General features: G+C 65.1%; 21 protein-coding genes. 4 read left to right on the top strand and 17 right to left on the bottom strand.

Annotated features, from left to right (window positions below):
- Positions 1-20: 20 nt before the first annotated feature.
- On the bottom strand, positions 21-347 hold the full coding sequence (fdxA, locus tag AOT87_RS02785) for a ferredoxin (RefSeq protein WP_030094777.1): 327 nt from the start codon (positions 345-347) through the stop codon (positions 21-23).
- 640 nt (positions 348-987) lie between these two features.
- On the opposite strand from fdxA, the gene AOT87_RS02780 reads away from it, so the two are divergent.
- A complete protein-coding gene (locus AOT87_RS02780) occupies positions 988-1,542 on the top strand; it encodes a PadR family transcriptional regulator (protein ID WP_030094776.1) in 555 nt (184 codons plus the stop codon).
- Positions 1,535-3,565, top strand: coding sequence for an NADPH-dependent 2,4-dienoyl-CoA reductase (locus tag AOT87_RS02775; protein ID WP_057968197.1), 2,031 nt, complete (start codon positions 1,535-1,537; stop codon positions 3,563-3,565). Before AOT87_RS02780 ends, AOT87_RS02775 begins: the two co-directional genes overlap by 8 nt.
- A 21-nt stretch (positions 3,566-3,586) precedes the next feature.
- Here the strand turns inward: AOT87_RS02775 and AOT87_RS02770 are convergent, their stop codons facing one another.
- The 6 genes from AOT87_RS02770 to AOT87_RS02745 form a co-directional block, all read right to left on the bottom strand.
- Positions 3,587-4,033, bottom strand: coding sequence for a hypothetical protein (locus AOT87_RS02770; protein WP_057968196.1), 447 nt, complete (start codon positions 4,031-4,033; stop codon positions 3,587-3,589).
- Positions 4,034-4,165: 132 nt separating this feature from the next.
- Complete coding sequence (locus AOT87_RS02765) at positions 4,166-4,471, bottom strand: hypothetical protein (protein WP_057968195.1); 306 nt, start codon at positions 4,469-4,471, stop codon at positions 4,166-4,168.
- Entirely contained in the window at positions 4,468-4,764 is a 297-nt protein-coding gene (locus tag AOT87_RS02760; protein WP_081343201.1) for a hypothetical protein, read from the bottom strand. The genes AOT87_RS02765 and AOT87_RS02760 overlap by 4 nt, the downstream gene beginning before the upstream one ends.
- A complete protein-coding gene (locus tag AOT87_RS02755; RefSeq protein ID WP_030094771.1) occupies positions 4,764-5,402 on the bottom strand; it encodes an MspA family porin in 639 nt (212 codons plus the stop codon). The genes AOT87_RS02760 and AOT87_RS02755 overlap by 1 nt, the downstream gene beginning before the upstream one ends.
- Before the next feature lie 80 nt (positions 5,403-5,482).
- Positions 5,483-5,941, bottom strand: a complete 459-nt coding sequence (locus AOT87_RS28765; RefSeq protein WP_057968193.1) for a hypothetical protein — start codon at positions 5,939-5,941, stop codon at positions 5,483-5,485.
- Between the two features lie 136 nt (positions 5,942-6,077).
- Positions 6,078-8,663 (bottom strand): bifunctional FO biosynthesis protein CofGH, encoded by a 2,586-nt coding sequence (locus AOT87_RS02745; protein WP_309297611.1) that lies wholly within the window; start codon positions 8,661-8,663, stop codon positions 6,078-6,080.
- A 138-nt stretch (positions 8,664-8,801) separates the two neighbouring features.
- Here AOT87_RS02745 and AOT87_RS02740 point away from each other — a divergent pair, with 138 nt between their 5' ends.
- Entirely contained in the window at positions 8,802-9,563 is a 762-nt protein-coding gene (locus tag AOT87_RS02740; protein WP_057963917.1) for an O-methyltransferase, read from the top strand.
- Here the strand turns inward: AOT87_RS02740 and AOT87_RS02735 are convergent.
- The 8 genes from AOT87_RS02735 to AOT87_RS02700 form a co-directional block, all read right to left on the bottom strand.
- Positions 9,560-9,895, bottom strand: a complete 336-nt coding sequence (locus AOT87_RS02735; protein ID WP_057968225.1) for a hypothetical protein — start codon at positions 9,893-9,895, stop codon at positions 9,560-9,562. The two genes, AOT87_RS02740 and AOT87_RS02735, sit on opposite strands and share 4 nt — an antisense overlap.
- A 139-nt stretch (positions 9,896-10,034) precedes the next feature.
- Positions 10,035-10,856, bottom strand: coding sequence for an N-acetyl-1-D-myo-inositol-2-amino-2-deoxy-alpha-D-glucopyranoside deacetylase (gene mshB, locus AOT87_RS02730; protein WP_057968224.1), 822 nt, complete (start codon positions 10,854-10,856; stop codon positions 10,035-10,037).
- A gap of 11 nt (positions 10,857-10,867) precedes the next feature.
- Positions 10,868-12,661 (bottom strand): ABC transporter family substrate-binding protein, encoded by a 1,794-nt coding sequence (locus tag AOT87_RS02725; protein WP_057968192.1) that lies wholly within the window; start codon positions 12,659-12,661, stop codon positions 10,868-10,870.
- A gap of 49 nt (positions 12,662-12,710) precedes the next feature.
- Positions 12,711-14,603: an alkyl sulfatase dimerization domain-containing protein gene (locus AOT87_RS02720; RefSeq protein ID WP_057968191.1), complete on the bottom strand. Its 1,893-nt coding sequence runs from the start codon at positions 14,601-14,603 to the stop codon at positions 12,711-12,713.
- Between the two features lie 94 nt (positions 14,604-14,697).
- On the bottom strand, positions 14,698-15,087 hold the full coding sequence (locus AOT87_RS02715) for a nitroreductase family deazaflavin-dependent oxidoreductase (RefSeq protein WP_030094763.1): 390 nt from the start codon (positions 15,085-15,087) through the stop codon (positions 14,698-14,700).
- Between the two features lie 47 nt (positions 15,088-15,134).
- The gene (locus AOT87_RS02710; protein ID WP_057968190.1) at positions 15,135-15,515 is read right to left on the bottom strand and encodes a VOC family protein; all 381 of its coding nucleotides are present in this window, start codon (positions 15,513-15,515) and stop codon (positions 15,135-15,137) included.
- Positions 15,516-15,524: 9 nt separating this feature from the next.
- Positions 15,525-17,429, bottom strand: a complete 1,905-nt coding sequence (gene typA, locus AOT87_RS02705) for a translational GTPase TypA (protein ID WP_046252884.1) — start codon at positions 17,427-17,429, stop codon at positions 15,525-15,527.
- Between the two features lie 262 nt (positions 17,430-17,691).
- The gene (locus AOT87_RS02700) at positions 17,692-18,087 is read right to left on the bottom strand and encodes a (deoxy)nucleoside triphosphate pyrophosphohydrolase (RefSeq protein WP_057968189.1); all 396 of its coding nucleotides are present in this window, start codon (positions 18,085-18,087) and stop codon (positions 17,692-17,694) included.
- A gap of 26 nt (positions 18,088-18,113) precedes the next feature.
- Here AOT87_RS02700 and AOT87_RS02695 point away from each other — a divergent pair, with 26 nt between their 5' ends.
- On the top strand, positions 18,114-18,398 hold the full coding sequence (locus tag AOT87_RS02695; RefSeq protein ID WP_057968188.1) for a 4a-hydroxytetrahydrobiopterin dehydratase: 285 nt from the start codon (positions 18,114-18,116) through the stop codon (positions 18,396-18,398).
- A 129-nt stretch (positions 18,399-18,527) separates the two neighbouring features.
- Here the strand turns inward: AOT87_RS02695 and purU are convergent, their stop codons facing one another.
- Positions 18,528-19,427 carry a formyltetrahydrofolate deformylase gene (purU, locus tag AOT87_RS02690; protein WP_081343222.1) on the bottom strand — a complete coding sequence of 300 codons (900 nt, stop codon included), beginning with the start codon at positions 19,425-19,427 and terminating at the stop codon, positions 18,528-18,530.
- A gap of 12 nt (positions 19,428-19,439) precedes the next feature.
- A complete protein-coding gene (locus AOT87_RS02685) occupies positions 19,440-20,246 on the bottom strand; it encodes an SDR family oxidoreductase (protein WP_057968186.1) in 807 nt (268 codons plus the stop codon).
- Position 20,247: the final 1 nt, after the last annotated feature.

Genomic DNA, 20,247 nt, shown 5'->3' with positions numbered 1-20,247 from the left:
CCGGGACTCAGACGACAAGTTCAGTGTCCCTCACCCATGGGCGGAAGCTCCTTGACCGACGGCGGGTCGTAATCGGTCTTGCCTACCTTCGCGGCACCACCGGGCGAGCCCAGGTCTACGAAGAAGTCGGCGTTGCCCTGGATATAGCCGGTCCACTGATCCGGCACATCGTCCTCATAGAAGATGGCCTCCACAGGGCACACCGGCTCGCAAGCACCGCAGTCGACACATTCGTCGGGGTGGATATAGAGCATGCGCCCACCCTCGTAGATGCAGTCGACGGGGCATTCCTCAATGCATGCCTTATCCATAACGTCGACGCACGGTTCCGCGATCGTGTAGGTCACGAAGGTTTCCTCATTTCCTGCGCTGATGTCCAGTTCATGCGTTGCGGCAAGTATCCCGGTCCATAGATGTGCCCCGCGACACAGGCTGACCTAACTCGCCAAGGCGATCTAGCCGTATCCGCCGGTTACAGGTACTTAGCTTAACGTTTAACTTGACTTGCCGCCAGCAGCCACGCTCAGCCCCCGGGCCACAGACACGTGCCACGCGGCATGCCCCCACCGATCGCGCCTCTCGGACATGCGCCGTTCGGGTAGATCAAGGGCCTACGACGTAGTCCGCGCCGGCGCATACGCGACCCGGCCACCGGCGAGGCCTGTCATCACCCAAGACGATGACGTCACCTGAGCAAACCGGTTCGCAAGCAACATAATCCGCACATTCTGCGGGGCCGATGCGGCTGGCCTGCACACCCTCGTCGACGCAGTCGCCGGCATATCCCCCGGTGCAGGTTTGATCCGGCGCGCCCGCACACGGTTCGGCGATCATCTGCATCACGCACAACCTCCCGAAGCACCGCACCCAACTACATGCTTCAGACAGTCACCGTTACCGGCCGCGACACTTAACTGGACAGTTATATGCAGACTGTTGCACTGCAACAAGTTGCATAGGGGTCCGGTTTCGTGTCAGCATGCTGCCGTGGCACTCACCCACGCGATCCTGTTGTCCCTGGCCGAGCAGAACGGGTCAGGTTACGAGCTCACGAGCCGATTCGACCGGTCGATCGGCTACTTCTACAGCGCCACACACCAGCAGATCTATCGCACGCTGCGCCGCATGGAGGACGACAGCTGGCTGCGCTGCACCGTCGTCGACCAAGAAGGACGGCCCGCGAAGAAGGTCTACGACGTCGCCGAGCTGGGCTATCGCGAGTTGTCCCGGTGGGTCAACAGCTCCGAGGGCACCGACATGCGCGATCTGGCCCTCAAGGTCCGCGCGGGTACCTACGGCGACATCGACATGGTGGTCGAACACATCCGCGTGCAACGCGACACCCACCTGGTCATGCTCGACAACTACCGCGAAATGGAAAAACGCCAGTTTCCCGCTCCGGATCAGCTCACCGGCGCGGCCCTGCATCAATATCTCGTCCTACGCGGCGGTGTCCGCATGGAAGAGGGCTTCACCGATTGGTGCGACGAAATGATCACTTCCCTGTCCACAGCCCGGACTGAAAGCGAGAATCATGAGTAATCCATATCCAACCCTGTTGTCCCCCTTGGACCTTGGCTTCACAACGTTGAGGAACCGAGTCGTCATGGGATCCATGCACGCAGGACTTGAGGACTTCCCCTGGGATACGCCCGCCCTGGCGGCCTACTTCGCCGAGCGCGCCAAAGGCGGCGTCGGCATGATCATCACCGGCGGATACGCCATCAACCGTGCCGCCTGGCTCAAGCCGCTGGCCGGAAAGCTCACCACTTCCCTTGAGGCGTACCGGCATCGCATTGTCACCAACGCGGTGCACAAGAACGGCGGCAAGATCATCGTCCAGCTGCTGCATGCGGGTCGCTACGGATACCACCCGTTCTCGGTGAGCGCGTCGAACAAGAAGTCACCCATCACGCCGTTCAAGCCGCGCAAGCTCAGCACCAAGGGTGTCTGGCAGACGATCGAAGACTGGGCACATAGCGCCAAGATGGCCAAGAAGGCCGGTTACGACGGCGTGGAAATCATGGGTAGCGAAGGCTATTTCATCAACCAGTTCCTCGCGCCGTACACCAACGATCGCAACGACGAGTTCGGCGGCAGCCCGAAGAACCGGCGCAGACTGGCCGTCGAGGTGGTCAAGGCCGTCCGCAAGGCGGTCGGACCGGAGTTCATCATCTGCTATCGGCTGTCCATGGCCGACTATGTGCCCGACGGCCAGACCTGGGATGAGATCGTGGCGCTGGCCAAGGAGATCGAGGCTGCCGGTGCGACGATCATCAACACCGGCATCGGCTGGCATGAGGCGCGAGTGCCCACCATCGTCACCTCGGTGCCACAGAACGCGTTCGTGGATCTGTCTAACAAGATCGCTCAAGAGGTCCACATCCCGGTGATGGCATCCAACCGGATCAACATGCCGCAGTCCGCCGAACAGATCCTCAACGACGGTCAGGTGCAGTTGATTTCGATGGCCAGGCCGCTGCTGGCCGACCCGGACTGGGTCAAGAAGGCCTCGGCCGATCACGCCGACGAGATCAACACCTGCATCGCCTGCAACCAGGCCTGCCTGGATCACTCGTTCGTGAACAAGAAGGCCAGCTGCCTGCTGAACCCGCGTGCGGGCAACGAGACAACGCTCAAGCTGCTGCCGACCCGGCATGCCAAGAAGATCGCCGTCGTCGGCGCGGGCCCGGCCGGACTGGCGGCCGCCGTCACCGCGGCCGGACGCGGGCACAAGGTGGTGCTGTTCGAGGCCAACCCCGAGATCGGCGGCCAGTTCGACATGGCCCGCAAGATTCCCGGCAAGGAAGAGTTCAACGAGACCATTCGCTACTACACGACGATGCTCAAGAAGTACGGCGTCACCGTGCTTTTGAACAAGAAGGTGGATGCGCAGGAGCTGATCGCCGGTAAGTTCGACGACGTCATCTTGGCCACCGGGGTCAAGCCCCGGGTTCCGGCCATCCCCGGCATCGACCACCCGATGGTGCTCTCCTACCCGGAGGTCATCAAGCAGATCAAGCCCGTCGGCAAGCGTGTAGCGGTGGTCGGCGCCGGCGGCATCGGCTTCGATGTGTCCGAGTTCCTGACGATCGACGAGTCACCGACGCTGAACCTCAAGGAGTGGCGGGCCGAGTGGGGTATCTCCGAGGAGCACGACGCCCGCGGTTCACTCACGAAACCCATTCCGGCTCCAGCGGTTCGCGAGGTCTACCTGTGCCAGCGCAAGAAGGGATCGCTGGGCAAGGGACTGGGCAAGACCACGGGCTGGGTGCACCGCGCATCACTCAAGGCCAAGAAGGTGACCGAGCTGGCGGGGGTCAACTACGAGCGGATCGACGATGCCGGACTGCACATCAGTTTCGGTGAGGAGCGCAAAGACCCGCGGGTGCTCGAGGTCGACAACGTGGTGATCTGCGCGGGCCAGGAATCGGTGCGCGACCTCGACGACGTGTTGAAGGAAGCCGGGGTTGAAGCCCACGTGATCGGTGGCGCTGCGCTGGCCGGTGAGCTGGACGCCAAGCGCGCGATCAAGCAGGGCACCGAGCTGGCCGCGAAGCTGTAGTCCCCGCAACTGCCGACGGGCCTACCGATATCCGTTGCACCAACGGTGCGGATGCATCTGGCGGCACGCCCTCCAGATGTCGTTCGGGTCCGTTGTGGTGGTACTCGGTGGCGCGTCGGTTGTGGGCGTGATCGCCGGCGCCGGGAGGTAGGTGGTTGCGGTCACCGTTTCGGTGACCGTCTCCGTCGACGAGGGTGGCGCAGACGGTGATAGGGATGACGACACCGGCGCGGATGTCGAGGGTGTCGTCACCGACGTGATGGGGACAAGTGGTGGCACCGTTGTCTTCTCGGGAACGAGAAGCAGGAACCCGAGAGCGATGATCGCCAGCACACCCGCCGCCGCGGCTATCGCAACGATCCACACTTGACGGGATGTGCCCCGAGACGGCGGGGTCACCGGGAGCAATTGCGTGGGCTCGTCCCCGCCGTCGCTCCAGGCCCGCACCGTGTCTTCGTAGGACGGCATTCCTCGGCACCTCCGTGACGGTCATCGCTCGATCTGCCACCGAGCCGATGGCGCCGGATGCCGCCACGCTAATGAGCGATTCTGAGGTGCCGCTGAGATGCAGCTGCCAAATACTTGGACGATTCGCAGAGGTCAGCGCGTCGCTGTGCCGGTCGGACTTTCCAGCTTCCCGTCTCCGACTCCGACACCCGGCTTCACTCCACCCGGCACCCCCGCGCCATCGACTACCCCGGCCGAAATCCGGGGCCCCCGGGCGGGGCCCGACATCAGCACCGGCAGCTGAGTGCCGCGCGAGGGACGCAGTGCGGGCAGCTGGCCGGGCACGAAGACCGGGTTATAGGGCGCCGGAACGGGCGGTGGCGGAGCCGCGGCGACAGACGGGGCAAGACCGACTGCGATTGCCGCCACAACTGTTGCTACACAAAATGTTCGGATCATGGTGCCACTCCTTCAGCCATGCCACGTGGGTCCTCCAGCTGCCCGGCGGTCATCCCGGCGCCGATTCGGGCGGTGTACCCGGAGTCGACACCGGCGGAGATCCGGGCACCGCGCGGCGTTGCCGGAGACAGCCCAAACGGTGGTTGCGCCGCGGTCGCCGCATAGTTGGGTGTCCCACCCGGCACGGCCACGGGCACCGCAGGCATCGGGTTCACCGGCGGCGGGTCCGCCATGGCTTGCGGCGCACACCACAAGGACACTAATACCCCTGTGGCACAGACGAATTTCATCATCAGATCTTGATCGGATCGCCATAGATTGCGAACTCGGTGTGACCGGTCTCGGTCGACGCCCGCAACGAGGCGAAGGAACGGATCGTCACGTCACCACCACAGGCATCTGCCTTCACATGCACGTTGTCCAAATCCAGCGCACCCGTACCACCGTGGGACAGAACCATATTGGCCATCGGGAGGTTCACGATGACGCCCGGCTGCACCACAGTCTGAACGAACCCGCTGACTCCCGCGCTGCCTCCCACTCCCACCGACGGTGTCGGTGCCACACCAAGGCTCACCGACGGCGCGATACCCGCCGATCCACCAAGCTGCAAGCCCGAAGACACATCCGACTGGCAACCGAGCTGATATCCGATGACGAAGAGGCTGTCGGTGATGGGGTTGGTGCCGCCGGAGGCGGTCGCCGTGCCCGACAGGGTAATGAATGCCTCACGCGAGTTGGTTGCCGCGGCCAGGTTGGGAACCACGTTGACGCGTTCATTGTCGAGCCTGATCTGCAGTTGCCAGCCATCGCGGGTCGTCCGCGAATATGACTGCGGCGCCATCTCTCTCGGCTCTGCACTGGCCGGTACCGCGACCATGAACCCAAGCATGGCAACGATGAAGCTTGTCGCTACGAGTCGGGTAATCACGCACATCACGATGCCCAAACCAGCCACCGGAGTTAACCCACCGCGATCCAGTCAGTCAGGTGCGCGCAGAAAGCGTCAACTTAGCGGTATCCGTCGCATTCGCGCCGCGGGTGCAGTTCGTGACACAACCGGCCTTCTTCTGGACGTGTCGGCACCACTTCTGTCGGCGTCACCTCTGTCGGCGCGACCGGCGCGGGCGTCTCCACCACCACGGTGGTTTCGATAACCGTGGTGACCACCGTCTCCGTCGGCGGCGCGACGGGCACCGAACTACTTGGCACACGCGGATGTTCGGTCGTCGTCGTCACCGGAGCCGGCGCCACCGGCTCCTCAGCCTTGTCCACCTCCAGCAGGGCCAGAACCAACGCCGCCACAATGGCCAGGGCCGCCGCCGCACAGACGATCCACACCCAGCGCCATGAGCGATTGCCTACGGAAATCTCGGAGTCATCCGCCTCGGAGTACGCAGCGACAGGCGGATTCAATGGCCGCTGGGTAGTCGGCGGCATCGACTCCTCGTCGGGCGGGAATTCGGTCATCAGGGCACGAGGCTACCGCCATCAACGGCAGCCCACTGCCGAAATCTCGATCGGCGGCACATCTAGATCTATCTCGCCGAAAGTGAAGCTGTGGCGAAGATTCTCGGAAAATCCCGCCATGGCTTCACGCTCGGCGTCAGGCCGCGGACGGCCGCCGCGCATAGGTGGTGGTGCGTTCCACTGCGGGGCGTCCGATGCCGTCGGCGATTTCTTCCAGCTCGGCGATGGTCTTGGCGGATCCGTGTTCAGATCCGGCCATCCGGGAGATGGTCTCCTCCATGAGGGTGCCGCCCAGATCGTTGGCACCTCCTTCGAGCATCACCCGTGTACCGTCGATACCCAGCTTGACCCAGCTGGTCTGGATGTTGTGGATACGCCCATGCAGCATGATGCGCGCCAATGCGTGCACCGCCCGGTTGTCACGGTTGGTGGGCCCGGGCCGCGCGGCGCCCGCCAGGTACAGCGGGGCGCTCTGATGCACGAACGGCAGCGGTACGAACTCGGTGAATCCGCCTGTGCGGTCCTGAATTCCGGAGAGAACCCGCAGATGCGACACCCAGTGCTTGGGCGTATCGACGTGCCCATACATCATGGTGGAGCTGGACCGCAGCCCCACTTCGTGCGCGGTGCTGATGACATCGATCCATTCCGACGCGGGCAGCTTGCCCTTAGTCAGCACCCACCGAACCTCGTCGTCGAGGATCTCGGCGGCGGTGCCCGGAATGGTGTCCAGACCTGCGGCGCGCAGTTCGGTCAACCACTCACGAACGCTCTGGCCACCCTTGGACGCACCGTTGACGATCTCCATCGGGCTGAAGGCGTGCACGTGCATGCTGGGCACCCGCTTCTTGACCGCGCGCACCAGATCGGCATACCCGGTGACCGGCAGCTCCGGGTCGATACCGCCCTGCATGCAGACCTCGGTAGCACCGGCGACATACGCCTCCCAGGCGCGGTCTCCGACCTCCTCGGCCGACAGCGAGAAGGCGTCGGCATCGCCCTTGCGCTGCGCGAAGGCGCAGAAACGGCAGCCGGTGTAGCAGATGTTGGTGAAGTTGATGTTCCTGTTCACCACGTACGTGACGTCGTCACCGACCACATCCGCGCGGATCGAATCAGCCAGCGCGGCAACAGCATCCATAGCCGGACCCTCGGCGGTCGCCAACGCCAGGTACTCGTCATCGCTGCAGCCGGCCGGATCTCTCTCGGCGGAGCGCAGCGCCGCCAGCACGTCACCGCTCACCTTTTCCGGGGCACGCGCATTCAGTTCACGAACATGTTCGCGGATGGATTCCCAGTCCCCGAAGGCACTCGCCAGATCGCTACGGGTGTCGGTGTTGCGGCCCTCCGAATCGATGGCCTCATGCAGGTCTACCCGGCCCGTCGACTCCCAGGTCTCGTCGGGCTCCTGCCAGGGCAATCCCGTCGGCGAGATATCCAGGGCGTAACCGGTTTCCGGGTCGGCCAGGGCCTCCACGTGTCCACGTACCCGCGGGTCGATCCACGCCGCCCCCGCCTGCACGTACTGCGGGTGCGCGGTGAGCCGCTGCACCAGGTCGTATCCGGCCTCGGCGGTCACGTCGGCCAGATCGTCCACTGCGGGCCAGGGGCGTTCGGGATTGACGTGGTCGGGCGTGAGCGGCGAGACACCGCCCCAGTCGTCCACACCCGCCGCGATGAGCGCGAGGCATTCACTGCGGGACACCAGGTTTGGCGGCGACTGCACCCGCATCTTGGGACCCAGTACCAGCCTGGTCACGGCGATGGTGGCCAGGAAGTCGTCGATATCGGCGTCGGGCGTCGACTTCATCGCGGTGTCCGGCTTGGCGCGGAAGTTCTGCACAAGCACTTCCTGCACGTGCCCGAACTCCTTGTGTACCTTCCGGATCGCGTGAATGGTCTCGGCCCGTTCGGTCAGGTTCTCCCCGATGCCCACCAGCAGCCCGGTGGTGAAGGGGATGGACAGCCGGCCGGCGTCGGTCAGCGTGCGCAGCCGCACCGCGGGGTCCTTGTCGGGGCTGCCATAGTGCGCCTCGCCCCGCGTCTCGAACAGCCGCCGCGACGTGGTTTCCAGCATCATCCCCATCGAAGGCGCCACCGGCTTGAGCCGTGCCAGCTCGGACCAGGTCATCACGCCCGGGTTCAGGTGCGGCAGCAGTCCCGTCTCTTCCAGCACCCGGATCGACATGGCCCGCACGTAATCGAGCGTGGTGTCATATCCACGCTCATCGAGCCACTGCTTGGCCTCCGGCCAGCGGTCCTCGGGCCGATCGCCCAGCGTGAACAAGGCCTCTTTGCAACCCAATTCGGCGCCGCGACGGGCAATGTCCAAGATCTCGTCGGGCTCCAGGTACATGCCCTGGCCCTGCGCGCGCAGCTTGCCCGGAACCGTCACGAAGGTGCAGTAATGGCACTTGTCCCGGCACAGATGGGTAACCGGAATGAAGACCTTGCGCGAATAGGAGACCGGCAGGCGCCCGGCCGCGCCGCGACGCCCGGCCGACTCCAGCCCGGCGTCGCGCACGCGCGACGCACTGGCCATCAGATCGACCAGATCGTCTCCCCGCGCGGTCAGCGCGAGCGCGGCCTCATCGACGTTCAGCGTCACGCCATCGCGGGCGCGTCGCAGCACCCGCCTCAGCGCGGGCGATGAGCCACCTGCGCGTGCGGCATCCGGAACAGAAGATGCCGCTTTCGGCGCGGGAAAGGCGGGATTCGGCAGCGGCGTTACGTCGTCGGGCACGTTTGTACAACCGTCGGTCACCCCCAGATCATCCGCCCGTACCAAAAGCCCCACCACTCGGGGGTTCATCAACGGGACCACGCTGCGAAAACACCCGGGATGGCTAGGCTGATCTTCGTGAGTCTTACGAGAACGCTCAAGCAGAAACTTCCGTTTCTGCGGTATTCGTTTCTGCGTGCGGTGTTCGGCGGGCTGAACGTCATGCGCACTGGTCAGATGGGCGACGGCCGTGAAGAGGCCACCGCCGAGCACGTCATCGCCACCGCCCCGGCCGGGGATGTCGACGCCGCGATCAACGCCATCGACAACTTCGCGTATGACCAATCGATTCTGATGAATGTCGGCGACGAGAAGGGGCAGCTGCTCGACGCGGCCGTCAAACGCGCCAACCCCAAGATCGCCCTCGAGCTGGGCGCGTACTGCGGCTACAGCGGGCTACGGATCGCGCGTGCGGCTCCCGGCGCCAAGTTCTTCTCCATCGAGAAGTCGGGGGCCAACGCCTCGGTGGCCCGCCGGGTCTGGGCCCACGCCGGGCTGGCCGACCGCACCACCTGCCTCACCGGCACAGCCGACGACGGCACCACCCTGGACACACTGACCAAGGACTACGGATTCACCGAGGGATGCCTGGACTTCGTGTTCATCGACCACTGGAAGGACGTCTACCTCGACGACCTGCAGCGGCTGATGGAACGGGGCTGGCTGCATCCGGGCACGATCGTGGTGGCCGACAACGTTGGCTTCCCCGGCTCCCCCAAGTACCGCGCGTACATGAAGGAACAGCAGGGAAAGCGCTGGCAGACCATTGAGCACGAGACCCATGTCGAGTACCAGACATTGGTGAAGGACCTGGTCCTCGAGTCTGAGTACTTGGGCTAGACGTTCGCCCGCCGTAGGACATATGCCGCGGGCAGCACACCGAACGCCAACAGCAGCACGGGCCCAAACCCGCTGAAAATCACGTCACCGCCGGGCCCGCCGAACAACAGCAGCGTCGTGGTCGCCACGAACGCCCACAGCGGTGCCCCCGACCATCGGGTCGACGGTGCCCATTGCAGCGCGCACCACACCAGCACCACGTTGAGGACAGCGCTGATGACCAGGCCCAGCGGAACCAGAACCCCGCCAAAGCGCGTGTTGAGCAGAGCAGCGCCGAAAATGGCACTGATGATGCCGTCGACAACGAGCGCGGTCAGTACGAACGCGCGCAGATAAACGTTCAGGCGTCTAAATCGGGACGGAGTCGAGCTGGGCCACGAGTGAGCCGACGACCCATTGGAAGTTGTCCAGCCGGTCTTGCCAATGCTGCTGGTTGGGGTCCAGGTCCGGATCAGGTGGCATGGATCGAGCTTACAACTCCACGCCGGCGAACAGATCTGATTCCCATCCGGTGTCGACACCGGCCACACCACGCACCAGCACAAAATGCTCGATGTCCGCGAGCGGCAACGCGATCAGGTTCGACAGCGCCAGCGAGGTCCCGTCCTCGGAGACGGTGAGCTGGGTGGCATGCGCGCGCAGCGCGGCGGCCTTGGCGTCGCGATAGGCCGAGACGTCGATGGCGGCGCTGATCTGCTCGTCGGCATAAGTGGGTATGACGTCGACGGGGGCCGGCTCACATCCCGGAGGCAGCTGCTTCATCGCGGCGAGCCCCGCGCTCAGCGCACTGGTGGCGATGACGGTCCAGTACAGCTTGGCCACCTTCCAGGAGGCCTGCTCGACCGCAGCGGTGGTCACCGTGTGCGCCTGGATGTGGTCGGGATGCCCATATCCCCCGAAGGGGTCGTAGGTGATGACGACGTGCGGGCGGTGCTCGTCGATCAACCGCGTCAGTTCCGCGACGGCATCGTCGATGTCGGCGCCAGCGAATGCCCGCGGATGCAGTGGCCCGGTGTCGGCCATGCCGGAGTCACGCCAGTGCCCGGCACCACCAAGAAAAACGGGCTGCTCGACCCCGAGGTGCTTCAGCGCGGCAGACAATTCCGCGATGCGGTACCCGCCGAGTTGATCGGCGTGGTCCACGGCGAGCTGTGCCCAGCGGTCGCCGATCACCTCGCCTTCCTCACCGAGAGTGCAGGTGACAACCTTGACGTCGGCGCCTTCGGCGGCGTACCGCGCGATGGTTCCGCCGGTCGTCAGGGACTCATCGTCGGGGTGCGCGTGCACGAGCATCAGACGGCGGGTCATGGGCGGGTCTTCTTCCACTCTCCTGCCGTGGCCACGATTCCCACCGGAACCGCACCGGTCAGCTCGACGTTCTGCACGCTGGGGCCGGCCGCGGCGATGGTGGTGTCCTGCATGATCGGCAACACCGTTGCCATCTTCCACAATTGCGGCTCGGCCTGATCGACGACCTTGCCCACATCGGCCTGCCCGGTGAGCGCGGCGTCGATGCTGGCCTGCAGGCCCTCATCGCACAACCCGGTGAGATTGCTCGGGGCGCGAACGGATTCTTCCCGCGCTGGCGGCGCCGGCGTATTGCTCGCCGGTGGCGGGGGCGGTGTCGTGGTGCGGGTCTCGGGCAGCTTGCTCGATTGCAGCGCCGGGCAGCCGTAGCGGGAGGCCAGCACGGTGGCCAAGTCTCCGCCCGACTGGTGCCAGCCGACGATGGCGTCGACGCGGCCGTCCGGAATCGCCTGGCCGTACAGCGTGGGCGGGTCGAGGGCCAGGACGCTGGCCCGCACTCCGGCATTGCGCAGTTGATCGGCGGCGGTGTTGGCGACGGCGACCGACGTCGGATCGTTGGCAGCGGCACTGATCACCAGGCTCAGCGGCTCGCCGTCCCGGGTGATCTGTGGCGGACCTGCCGGGGCGCCGGGTGCCGGCGGTACCTCGACGGCTTCATATCCGGCCTCTTTGAGTAACGCCAGGGCCGCGTCGCGGGTGAGAGCAGTGGGCGCGGTGGGCTTGTATCCCGGGTCCGAGGGGGAACGCACCTGTGCCGCCGCCAGGGTGACGGCGTTGTCGTTGCCGGCAGCCACCGCGGCCAGCAGCCCGACATCCAGCAGTCCGAGCAGCCCACGGCGCACCTTGGCATCGGTGAGCGTGGGCTGTCCGGCGCGCAAGGTCAGCTGCAAGGTGCGCGGCGCGACGATGCGTGCGGTGCGCACGCCAGGAATGTTGGACAGCTGAGCGAAGGTCACCGCACTGCCGTGCACCTGGGCTACCTGGGTGTCCCCGTTACGGATCGAGTCGGCCAGCACCGTGGGCGCGCCCGCACGCCGGAACAGGATTTCGTCGGGAACCGCGGGTTTGGCCCAGTACCGGTCGTTACGGGCGAGCAGGATCTCGTCACGCTGGGGGTCGATCGCGTCGACCCGGAAGCGTCCCCCGGACGCGGGCATCGACTTGATCAGCCCGGAGGCGAACCCGCCCGGAATGTCCTTCACGATGTGCGCGGGCAGCAGATCGGTGAACAGCTCGCGCCAGGCCGGGTACTTGTGGTCGAAGGTGACGACCACACGCTTGCCGCCGTCACGTGACTGCACGTCGGTGATGTTTCCGTAGCCCGCCGGGTCGACGGTCCCGGGCTGAACGAGCATCTGTTGCCACAGGTAGGAGAAATCGTCGGCACCGATGGGTGCGTTATCGGTCCACTGCGCCTCGGGACGGATCGTGTAGGTGACCGTGAAGGGTTCTTGACTGGTCTCTTCGGCCGATACCAGCAGCGTCGGGTCCAGCTCCCAGCGTGAGCCGGTGGTGGTCGTCGAGTCGGGCACCGGGCGGAACGCACTGGGCAGCACCAGCGAGCTGATCGCGGAGTTCACCGGTGACTGATCCGACAGCAGGTGCGGATTGAATCCGGCGCCGATCGAATCGATACCCACCACGATCTGCTCTTTTTTGGGCGGCGGCGGTGTCGTGGAATTGGTGGTTTCGCTGCCTTGCACGGCCGGTGGCGCGCTGACGGAGCACCCCGCGAGCAGCACCACACCGAGTACTGCGCACAGTCGCAGGCGCGGTGACTCGATCGGCATGAGGACCAACCTTATCGGTGGGGTGGCACGTGGCGCCCGCGGCAACCGGTCAGGGGGTCACGATCGCAAAGTTGGGATCGGGCTGATCGAGCACGGCGACCAGCCGCGCGAATCCGGTCACGTCGCCGTCCACGGTGATCTCGCCCGAAGCGACAAGCTGCGCCGGGTCCGTGCCATCCAGCAGAACCTTGATGAGGATCGGCCGGGTAAGAGTGAAGGTCACGTCGGGCTCACTGATGTCCGCGGGCCGGTCATAGTGCACCAGCACGCCGTTGCGCAGCTCCACGCGGTGCACGCGATCCTCGTCGGTGAAACGCCAATCGCTGACGAAGTGTTCATCCCAGGCCTTCGGGCCGTTGATGCGCAGCGAGAGCGCGTCGAAGACCTGATCCACCGTCAGCGCCGCCACCACCGAGGGCGAACCGACTGTGATGGGAGTTCCGACGTTGCCATGAGACAGTTCGTAGGCGCCCATCAGGTAGAAATTACGCCAGGTGGCGTTCTCCGATCCGTAACCGAGTTGCTGAAAACAGCTGGCCTGCAACGCCTTGGCCGCTTCGTTGGCCGGATCGGCGAAGATCACATAGTTGACCACCTGGGCCACCCATCGATAGTCGCCCTCCTCAAAGGCGATGCGCGCCTTACGTAGTACCTCCTCGGCGCCACCCATGAACTCGACGTGCCGCTGCGCGTTCGCGACCGGTGGATGCTCCCAGAGGTGCGCCGGATTGCCGTCGAACCAGCCCATGTAGCGCTGGTAGATCGCCTTGACGTTGTGGCTGACCGACCCGTAGTAGCCGCGCGCATGCCATGCGCTGGCAAGGGCCGGGGGAAGCTGCAGCGACTCGGCGATCTCGGAGCCCACCAGTCCCTGGTTGAGCTGGCGCAGCGTCTGATCGTGCAGGTAGGCATACAAATCTCGCTGCAAGGCAAGGTATTCCACCAGAAGTTCGGTCCCCCAAGTGGGCCAATGGTGCGAGGCGAACACCACATCGGAAGCACGCGCGTACAGGTTGATGGCCTCGGTGATGTAGCGCGCCCACACGTGCGGATCACGGACCAGTGCGCCACGCAGGGTCAGCAGATTGTGCAGGGTGTGCGTGGCGTTCTCGGCCATACAGAGCGCGCGGCGCTGCGGGAAGTGGAAATTCATCTCCGCGGGCGCCTCGGTGCCCGGCGTGAGCTGGAAGACCATGTGCACTCCGTCAATGGTCTCTTCCTGCCCGGTATGGGTGATGTCGAGAGTCGGCGGAATCAGCGTGACGGTGCCGATGGAATTGGTTTGGCCCAGGCCGGAGCCCACCTGCCCCAGCGGCCCCCTCGGCAGCACCGCACCGTACATGTACACAGCCCGGCGCGTCATCGCGGTTCCCGCATACACGTTCTCGGCCACCGCATGTTCCAGGAATCCCGCCGGGGCCAGGACTGGGCAGTGACCCGCCGCGACATCCTCCGCGCTCACCACCCCCAGCGCGCCCCCGAAATGGTCGGCGTGGGAATGGGTGTAGATCAGCCCGGTCACCGGGCGATCGCCCCGATGACTCCGGTAGAGCGCCAATGCGGCAGCGGCGGTTTCCGCGGACACCAGCGGGTCGATCACGATGACCCCGCGCTCCCCCTCGACGAGCGTCATGTTGGAGATGTCCAGGCCGCGTACTTGGTAGATGCCCTCGGTGACGAGGTACAGCCCCTGCCTGATGTTCAGGCCGCACTGCCGCCACAGGCTCGGGTGCACCGATGCCGGGCAGCTGTCACGCAAGAAGCCGTAGGAGTCGTTGTCCCACACTGTTTTTCCGGAAGCATCGGTGACGATGCCCGGTTCCAGGGCCGCGATGAATCCCCTGTCGGCGTCGTCCTGGTCTGCGGTGTTGGCGAACGGAAGCTCCTGCGCCGCCGCCACGTTCTGTTCGATGATGCGCGATGTGGGCTGGGTCTGCTCCATATCGCGATAGTACCCACAGGCCCCTTCGAGCGATCGCGAAAGCCGTTATCCCTCAAACGAGTTCATTGAGCCAGGGCAACCGCCGTTACCAAAGTCAGTCGAGGTCGACCCGGACGGTCAAAAGTTCGGTGCCCACGGCACGGACCACTGCGCTATTGGCCGTCGGCAGCTGCTGCAGCCGCGCGCGGGCGTCATCCTCGGGAAGCAGGTGCGCGGTGCCGGTGCGCCATTGGTCGCGGATTCGCAGCCGCACCGCCGGGTTGGCCTTGATGTTGCGCACATAGTCGGAGTGATCGCCATGTTCGGAGACCAACCAGAATTGGTCACCGACGAGGCGCCCGCCGATCGCGGTGTGCCGCGGCTGTCCGGATTTGCGGCCTGTGGTCTCCAGCATCACGACCGGCAGTTTTCGTCCCACCGGGTTGACGAGATACCGCTGTGCGTTGTGAACCACGAGGCGCTTGATGGAGTTGAAATCAACCACGCCATGCAGTCTGCTCCCATTCCGGCGGCGATGCGAGACAGCGAGCCTCAAAGCTCCTTGAGGCGAGCTTTGAGCAGGCAGAACTCGTTGCCTTCGGGGTCGGCCAAGACATGCCATTGCTCCTGGCCGGTCTGACCGATGTCGGCCGGACGTGCGCCGAGCTTCAGGAGGCGTTCGAGCTCGGCGTCCTGATCGCGGTCGGTGGGGTTGACGTCGATATGCAGCCGCGATTTCCCGGAGCGCGGCTCAGCACTGAAACTCAGGAACAGCGTCGGCTGCGGGCCGCCGAACCCCTCGCGGGCTCCGATCTCCAGCGAGCCGTCTTCCTCACGACTCAGCACGACGAAGTCCAGAACCTCGCACCAGAACCGTGCCAGCGCCTCCGGGTCGCGACAATCGAGCACGAGCTCGCTGATACGACAGGCCATCGGCCAAACCTAGCTGTTGTTGGCGGCTGCCTTCGCGCGTGAGCGATTGCGCGCCCGGGTGTTGGCATCCAGGTCAACCTTGCGCACGCGCACGATTTCCGGGGTCACCTCGACACATTCGTCGGCCGCGCAGAACTCCATGGCCTGCTCGAGGTCGAGCTCGATGGGCCGTGCCAGGGTCTCCATGACATCGGCGGTCGACGAGCGCATGTTCGTCAGCTTCTTCTCGCGGGTGACGTTGACGTCAAGATCCTCGGCACGCGGGTTGATCCCGACGACCTGGCCCTCATAGGTGTCTTCACCGGGCTCCACGAAGAACTGCCCGCGGTCGGCGAGCTGGATCATCGCGAATGGGGTGATGCTGCCGGTCCGGTCGGACACGAGCGATCCGGTGTGCCGCGCGCGGATCTCGCCCGCCCACGGGCGGTAACCCTCGAAGACGGCGTTCGCGATGCCGGTGCCGCGGGTCAGCGTCAGGAAGTCGGTGCGGAATCCGATGAGGCCACGCGACGGCACGATGAAGTCCATGCGGACCCATCCCGCGGCATGGTTGGCCATCTCCTCCATGCGGCCCTTGCGGGCGGCCATCAGCTGGGTGATGGCACCCACGAATTCCTCGGGACAGTCGATGGTCATGGCCTCGAACGGCTCGTGCAGCTTGCCGTCGATCTGCCGGGTGACCACCTGAGGCTTGCCGACGGTCAGTTCGAAGCCCTCACGGCGCATCTGTTCGACGAGGATGGCCAGCGCCAGCTCCCCACGGCCCTGCACCTCCCAGGCGTCCGGACGGCCGATGTCGACGACCTTGATGGACACGTTGCCGACGAGCTCCGAGTCCAGCCGCGACTTGACCATGCGTGCGGTCAGCTTGTGCCCCGACACCTTGCCGGCCAGCGGCGAGCTGTTGGTGCCGATGGTCACCGAGATGGCGGGCTCATCGACGGTGATGCGCGGCAGCGCGTGCGCGTGATCGGGGTCGGCGAGCGTGTCGCCGATCATGATCTCCGACATACCCGCGACGGCGACGATGTCACCGGCGACCGCCTCTTCGGTGGGGCTGCGGTCGACACCCTCGGTGGCGAGCAGCTCGGTGATCTTCGCGTTGGTGATGACGGGGTGGCCATCTACTTCGCGCATCCAGGCGATCTGCTGACCCTTGCGGATCCGTCCGTTGTAAATGCGGATCAGCGCGAGCCGGCCCAGGAACGCCGAAGCATCCAGGTTGGTGACGAGGGCCTGCAGCGGCGCCTCGGGGTCACCCTTGGGCGGCGGGATGTGCTCGAGCAGGACGTCGAAGAGCGGGTCGAGGTTCTCGCCGTCCGGGTTCTCCCCGTTCGGGGGCTCGGTGGTGCTGGCGATCCCGGCGCGGCCCGATGCGTACAGCGTGGGCAGATCGAGCGCCTTCTCCGCAGCCGCCTGTGCTTCCTCATCGAGGTCAGAGGCCACATCGAGCAGCAGGTCGTGGCTCTCCTCGACCACCTCGGCGATGCGCGCATCGGGGCGGTCGGTCTTGTTGACGACAAGGATCACCGGCAGGTGCGCCGAAAGCGCCTTGCGCAGCACGAACCGGGTCTGTGGGAGGGGCCCCTCGGAGGCGTCCACCAGCAGCAGCACTCCGTCGACCATCGACAGGCCGCGCTCCACCTCGCCGCCGAAGTCGGCGTGGCCGGGGGTGTCGATGACGTTGATGACGGTCATGGAGCCATCCGCATGGTGCCGGTGCACCGCGGTGTTCTTGGCCAGGATGGTGATGCCCTTTTCCTTCTCCAGATCACCGGAGTCCATCAGGCGCTCGACGGCGTCATCACCTCGGTGCGTGAGCGCACCCGATTGTTTGAGCATCGCGTCGACCAGGGTTGTCTTGCCGTGGTCGACGTGCGCAACAATGGCTACGTTCCGGAAACTGTGGGTCACGTCTGCCAATTCTGGCAGTGAGGACCCCTGTTCACGAAACTGGCGTTATCACGTGTGACGCCCGACATAGACACAAACACAGCCCAAGACGCATTTAGACCCAGAAGTAGGACCCTCAGTGAAGGCCAGCAAGGTCGCACGACTCAAGCCCAAGAAGAAGTGCTGTAAGAGCAAACCACGCTGTATGAAGTGCCCTCTTGTGGTGCACAAGATGCAGAAAGCCGAGCAGCACGGGCTCTCCGACAAGGAGCTCAAGAAGGTGCTACACCGGGCGCGGGCCCACTAGCGCCGCCCGCAGCGCGGGGATCCACCCCGCGTCCGCGGCGACCCACTCCACCGTGTCGAGTTCGTCGGCGGTGACCCAGCGCAGGGCCAGATGCTCATGCGGGTGCGGGATGCCGCCGTCGTGCACGCGTGCGCGATAGGCACGCAACACCAGATTCCCGACGACGACGTCCTCGCCGACGCGGGTGTCAACCTCGACCTCGATCCCGAGTTCCTCGCGTAGCTCCCGGGCAAGTGCCTGCGGCTCCGATTCGCCCTCGGCGACCTTGCCGCCCGGGAGCTCCCACTGCCCGGCCAACTCGGCAGGTTTGGATCGCTGCGCGATAAGCAGCTTGTCGCCATCGATCACCGCACCCGCGACCACTATCGCCATGGTGGTCGACGCTATACGTTGAGTTGATGGCCCTGCTCACCGATGACCAGATCAACGCAGCGCTCGCCGAGCTTCCCGGGTGGACCCGCGAGGGCGACTCCCTGCGCCGCGCCGTCACGTTCGACGCCTTTCTCGACGGAATCGACGCGGTACGCCGCATCGCCGAGCACGCGGAAGCCGCCGATCATCACCCCGATATCGATATCCGATGGCGCACCGTGACATTCGTGCTGTCCACGCATTCCGAAGGTGGCATCACCGACAAGGATCTGGCGCTGGCCGAAACCATCGACTCACAGACCGGCCGCTAGGTCCATGCCACATCGGCCCTGCCCGCGTCTATGCGACAAAACGTGTTACAGGCTCTGCACTGCCCTAGTTGTCGCATAGACGCGGGCAACAGGACAGTGGATGCCGAGGAACTCGGGCGCTGCGGAGCTTTACAAGATCGCGGTGACATTGCCGTGTCGCATGACCCGGTCCTCGCAGTGCCAGGCAACCGCACGCGACAGCACCAGGCGTTCCACATCGGAACCGAGCCGCACCAGGTCTTCCACGGTGTGCGTGTGGTCGACCCGGATCACGTCCTGCTCGATGATCGGGCCCTCGTCCAGCTCCGCTGTCACGTAATGCGCTGTGGCACCGATCATTTTCACGCCGCGTTCCCGTGCACGGCGATACGGCATGGCGCCGGTGAACGCGGGGAGGAATGAATGGTGGATGTTGATCAGCGGGCAACTGATCTCGTTGAGAAATTCCGGCGACAGGATCTGCATGTATCGAGCCAGGACCACCAGGTCGACGTTTCCCTGCAGCAGGTCCAGCTGCTTGCGTTCGGCTTCGGCGCGGTTCTCGCGAGTTGCCGGGATATGCACGAAGGGCAGCCCAAATGAGCGCACCTGATCGGCAAGATCGGGGTGGTTGGAGATCACCATCACGATCGACATGTCGAGCTCGCCGCGACGGTTACGCCACAACAGGTCCAGCAGGCAGTGATCTGTACGCGACACCATGATCGCGACTCTCTTGGGCTTGGCGGCCTCACTGAATCGGTACTGGATCTCGAATTCTTCAGCGATGGAAGCGAATCGCTTCTCCATGTCTTCGCGTGCGGCGCTGAGCCCGGAACGGTGAAAGACAGTGCGCTGCATGAACCAGCCACCCTGCGGTTCCGTCGAGTACTGCGCCAGCGAGATGATGCTGGCGCCGGCCTCGGCCAGGAACGCGCTGACCGCGGCGACCACGCCGATCCGGTCGGGGCATTGCAGCAGCAGCCTGCCGATGTCCTTGGAGTGGAAGGCATCCGACGAGCCCGTGGGGTGGGCCCCTTGGGGAGATATGGGAAACATGCCCTACCCCACCTTCAGTCCGTGCATGCGCGCCAAGAACTTCAGGAACAGCCGGGCGGGCAGTAGCCGTTGCGCGGCCATGATGAGCGGGGCGTTACTGCCCTTGGCGTACAAAGGCTTCGGGTTCGGATTCAGCGCCACGTCCACAACCAGGCGGGCCAGATCATCGGTGGCCATGCCGTGCTGTTCCCGCGCGGCCATGGCCGCGTCGACCGTCTGGAATGCTTCGCGGTAGGCGGATCCCTCGGCCACGATGCGATTGCGCCGCGTCTCGATCCCCGTGGCGATGACGCCGGGTTCCACAGTGCTTACCGTGATCCCGAACGGCGCGACCTCGTACCGCAGGCAGTCGGCCACGGTGTGCAATGCCGATTTAGCCGAGCTGTAGGTCGACCGAAAGGGCACGTGCAAGGTGCCTGCCATCGATCCCACCATCACGATGGCGCCGCGGCGCCGTTCTCGCATCCCGGGTAGCACCGCTTTGGTAAGCGCCACGGGCCCAAAGACATTGGTGGTATACAGCTTCTCGAAGTCATCGATGGAGATGTCTTCCAGCGCGCCGATCTGACTTTCTCCGGCGTTGTTGACCAGGATGTCCACCTCGCCCGCCTGCGCGACACATTCGGCGACGCTGGCCTTGTCGGTTTGGTCCAGCCGCAGATACTGCACCCCGGCGATGCGGTCGGCGATGGTGTCCGGATTACGGCTGGTACCGAAGACGCGGTGCCCGCGCTCGACGAAGATCCGGGCCGCGCTCGCGCCGATCCCGCTGGAAGCACCGGTGACCAGGACGGTCCAATGTTCAGACATG

It is taken from the genome of Mycobacteroides sp. H003, from assembly GCF_001440135.1.
GTDB classification, from domain to species: Bacteria; Actinomycetota; Actinomycetes; order Mycobacteriales; family Mycobacteriaceae; genus Mycobacterium; species Mycobacterium gwanakae.
This window is presented reverse-complemented; position numbering and strand designations above follow the sequence as displayed.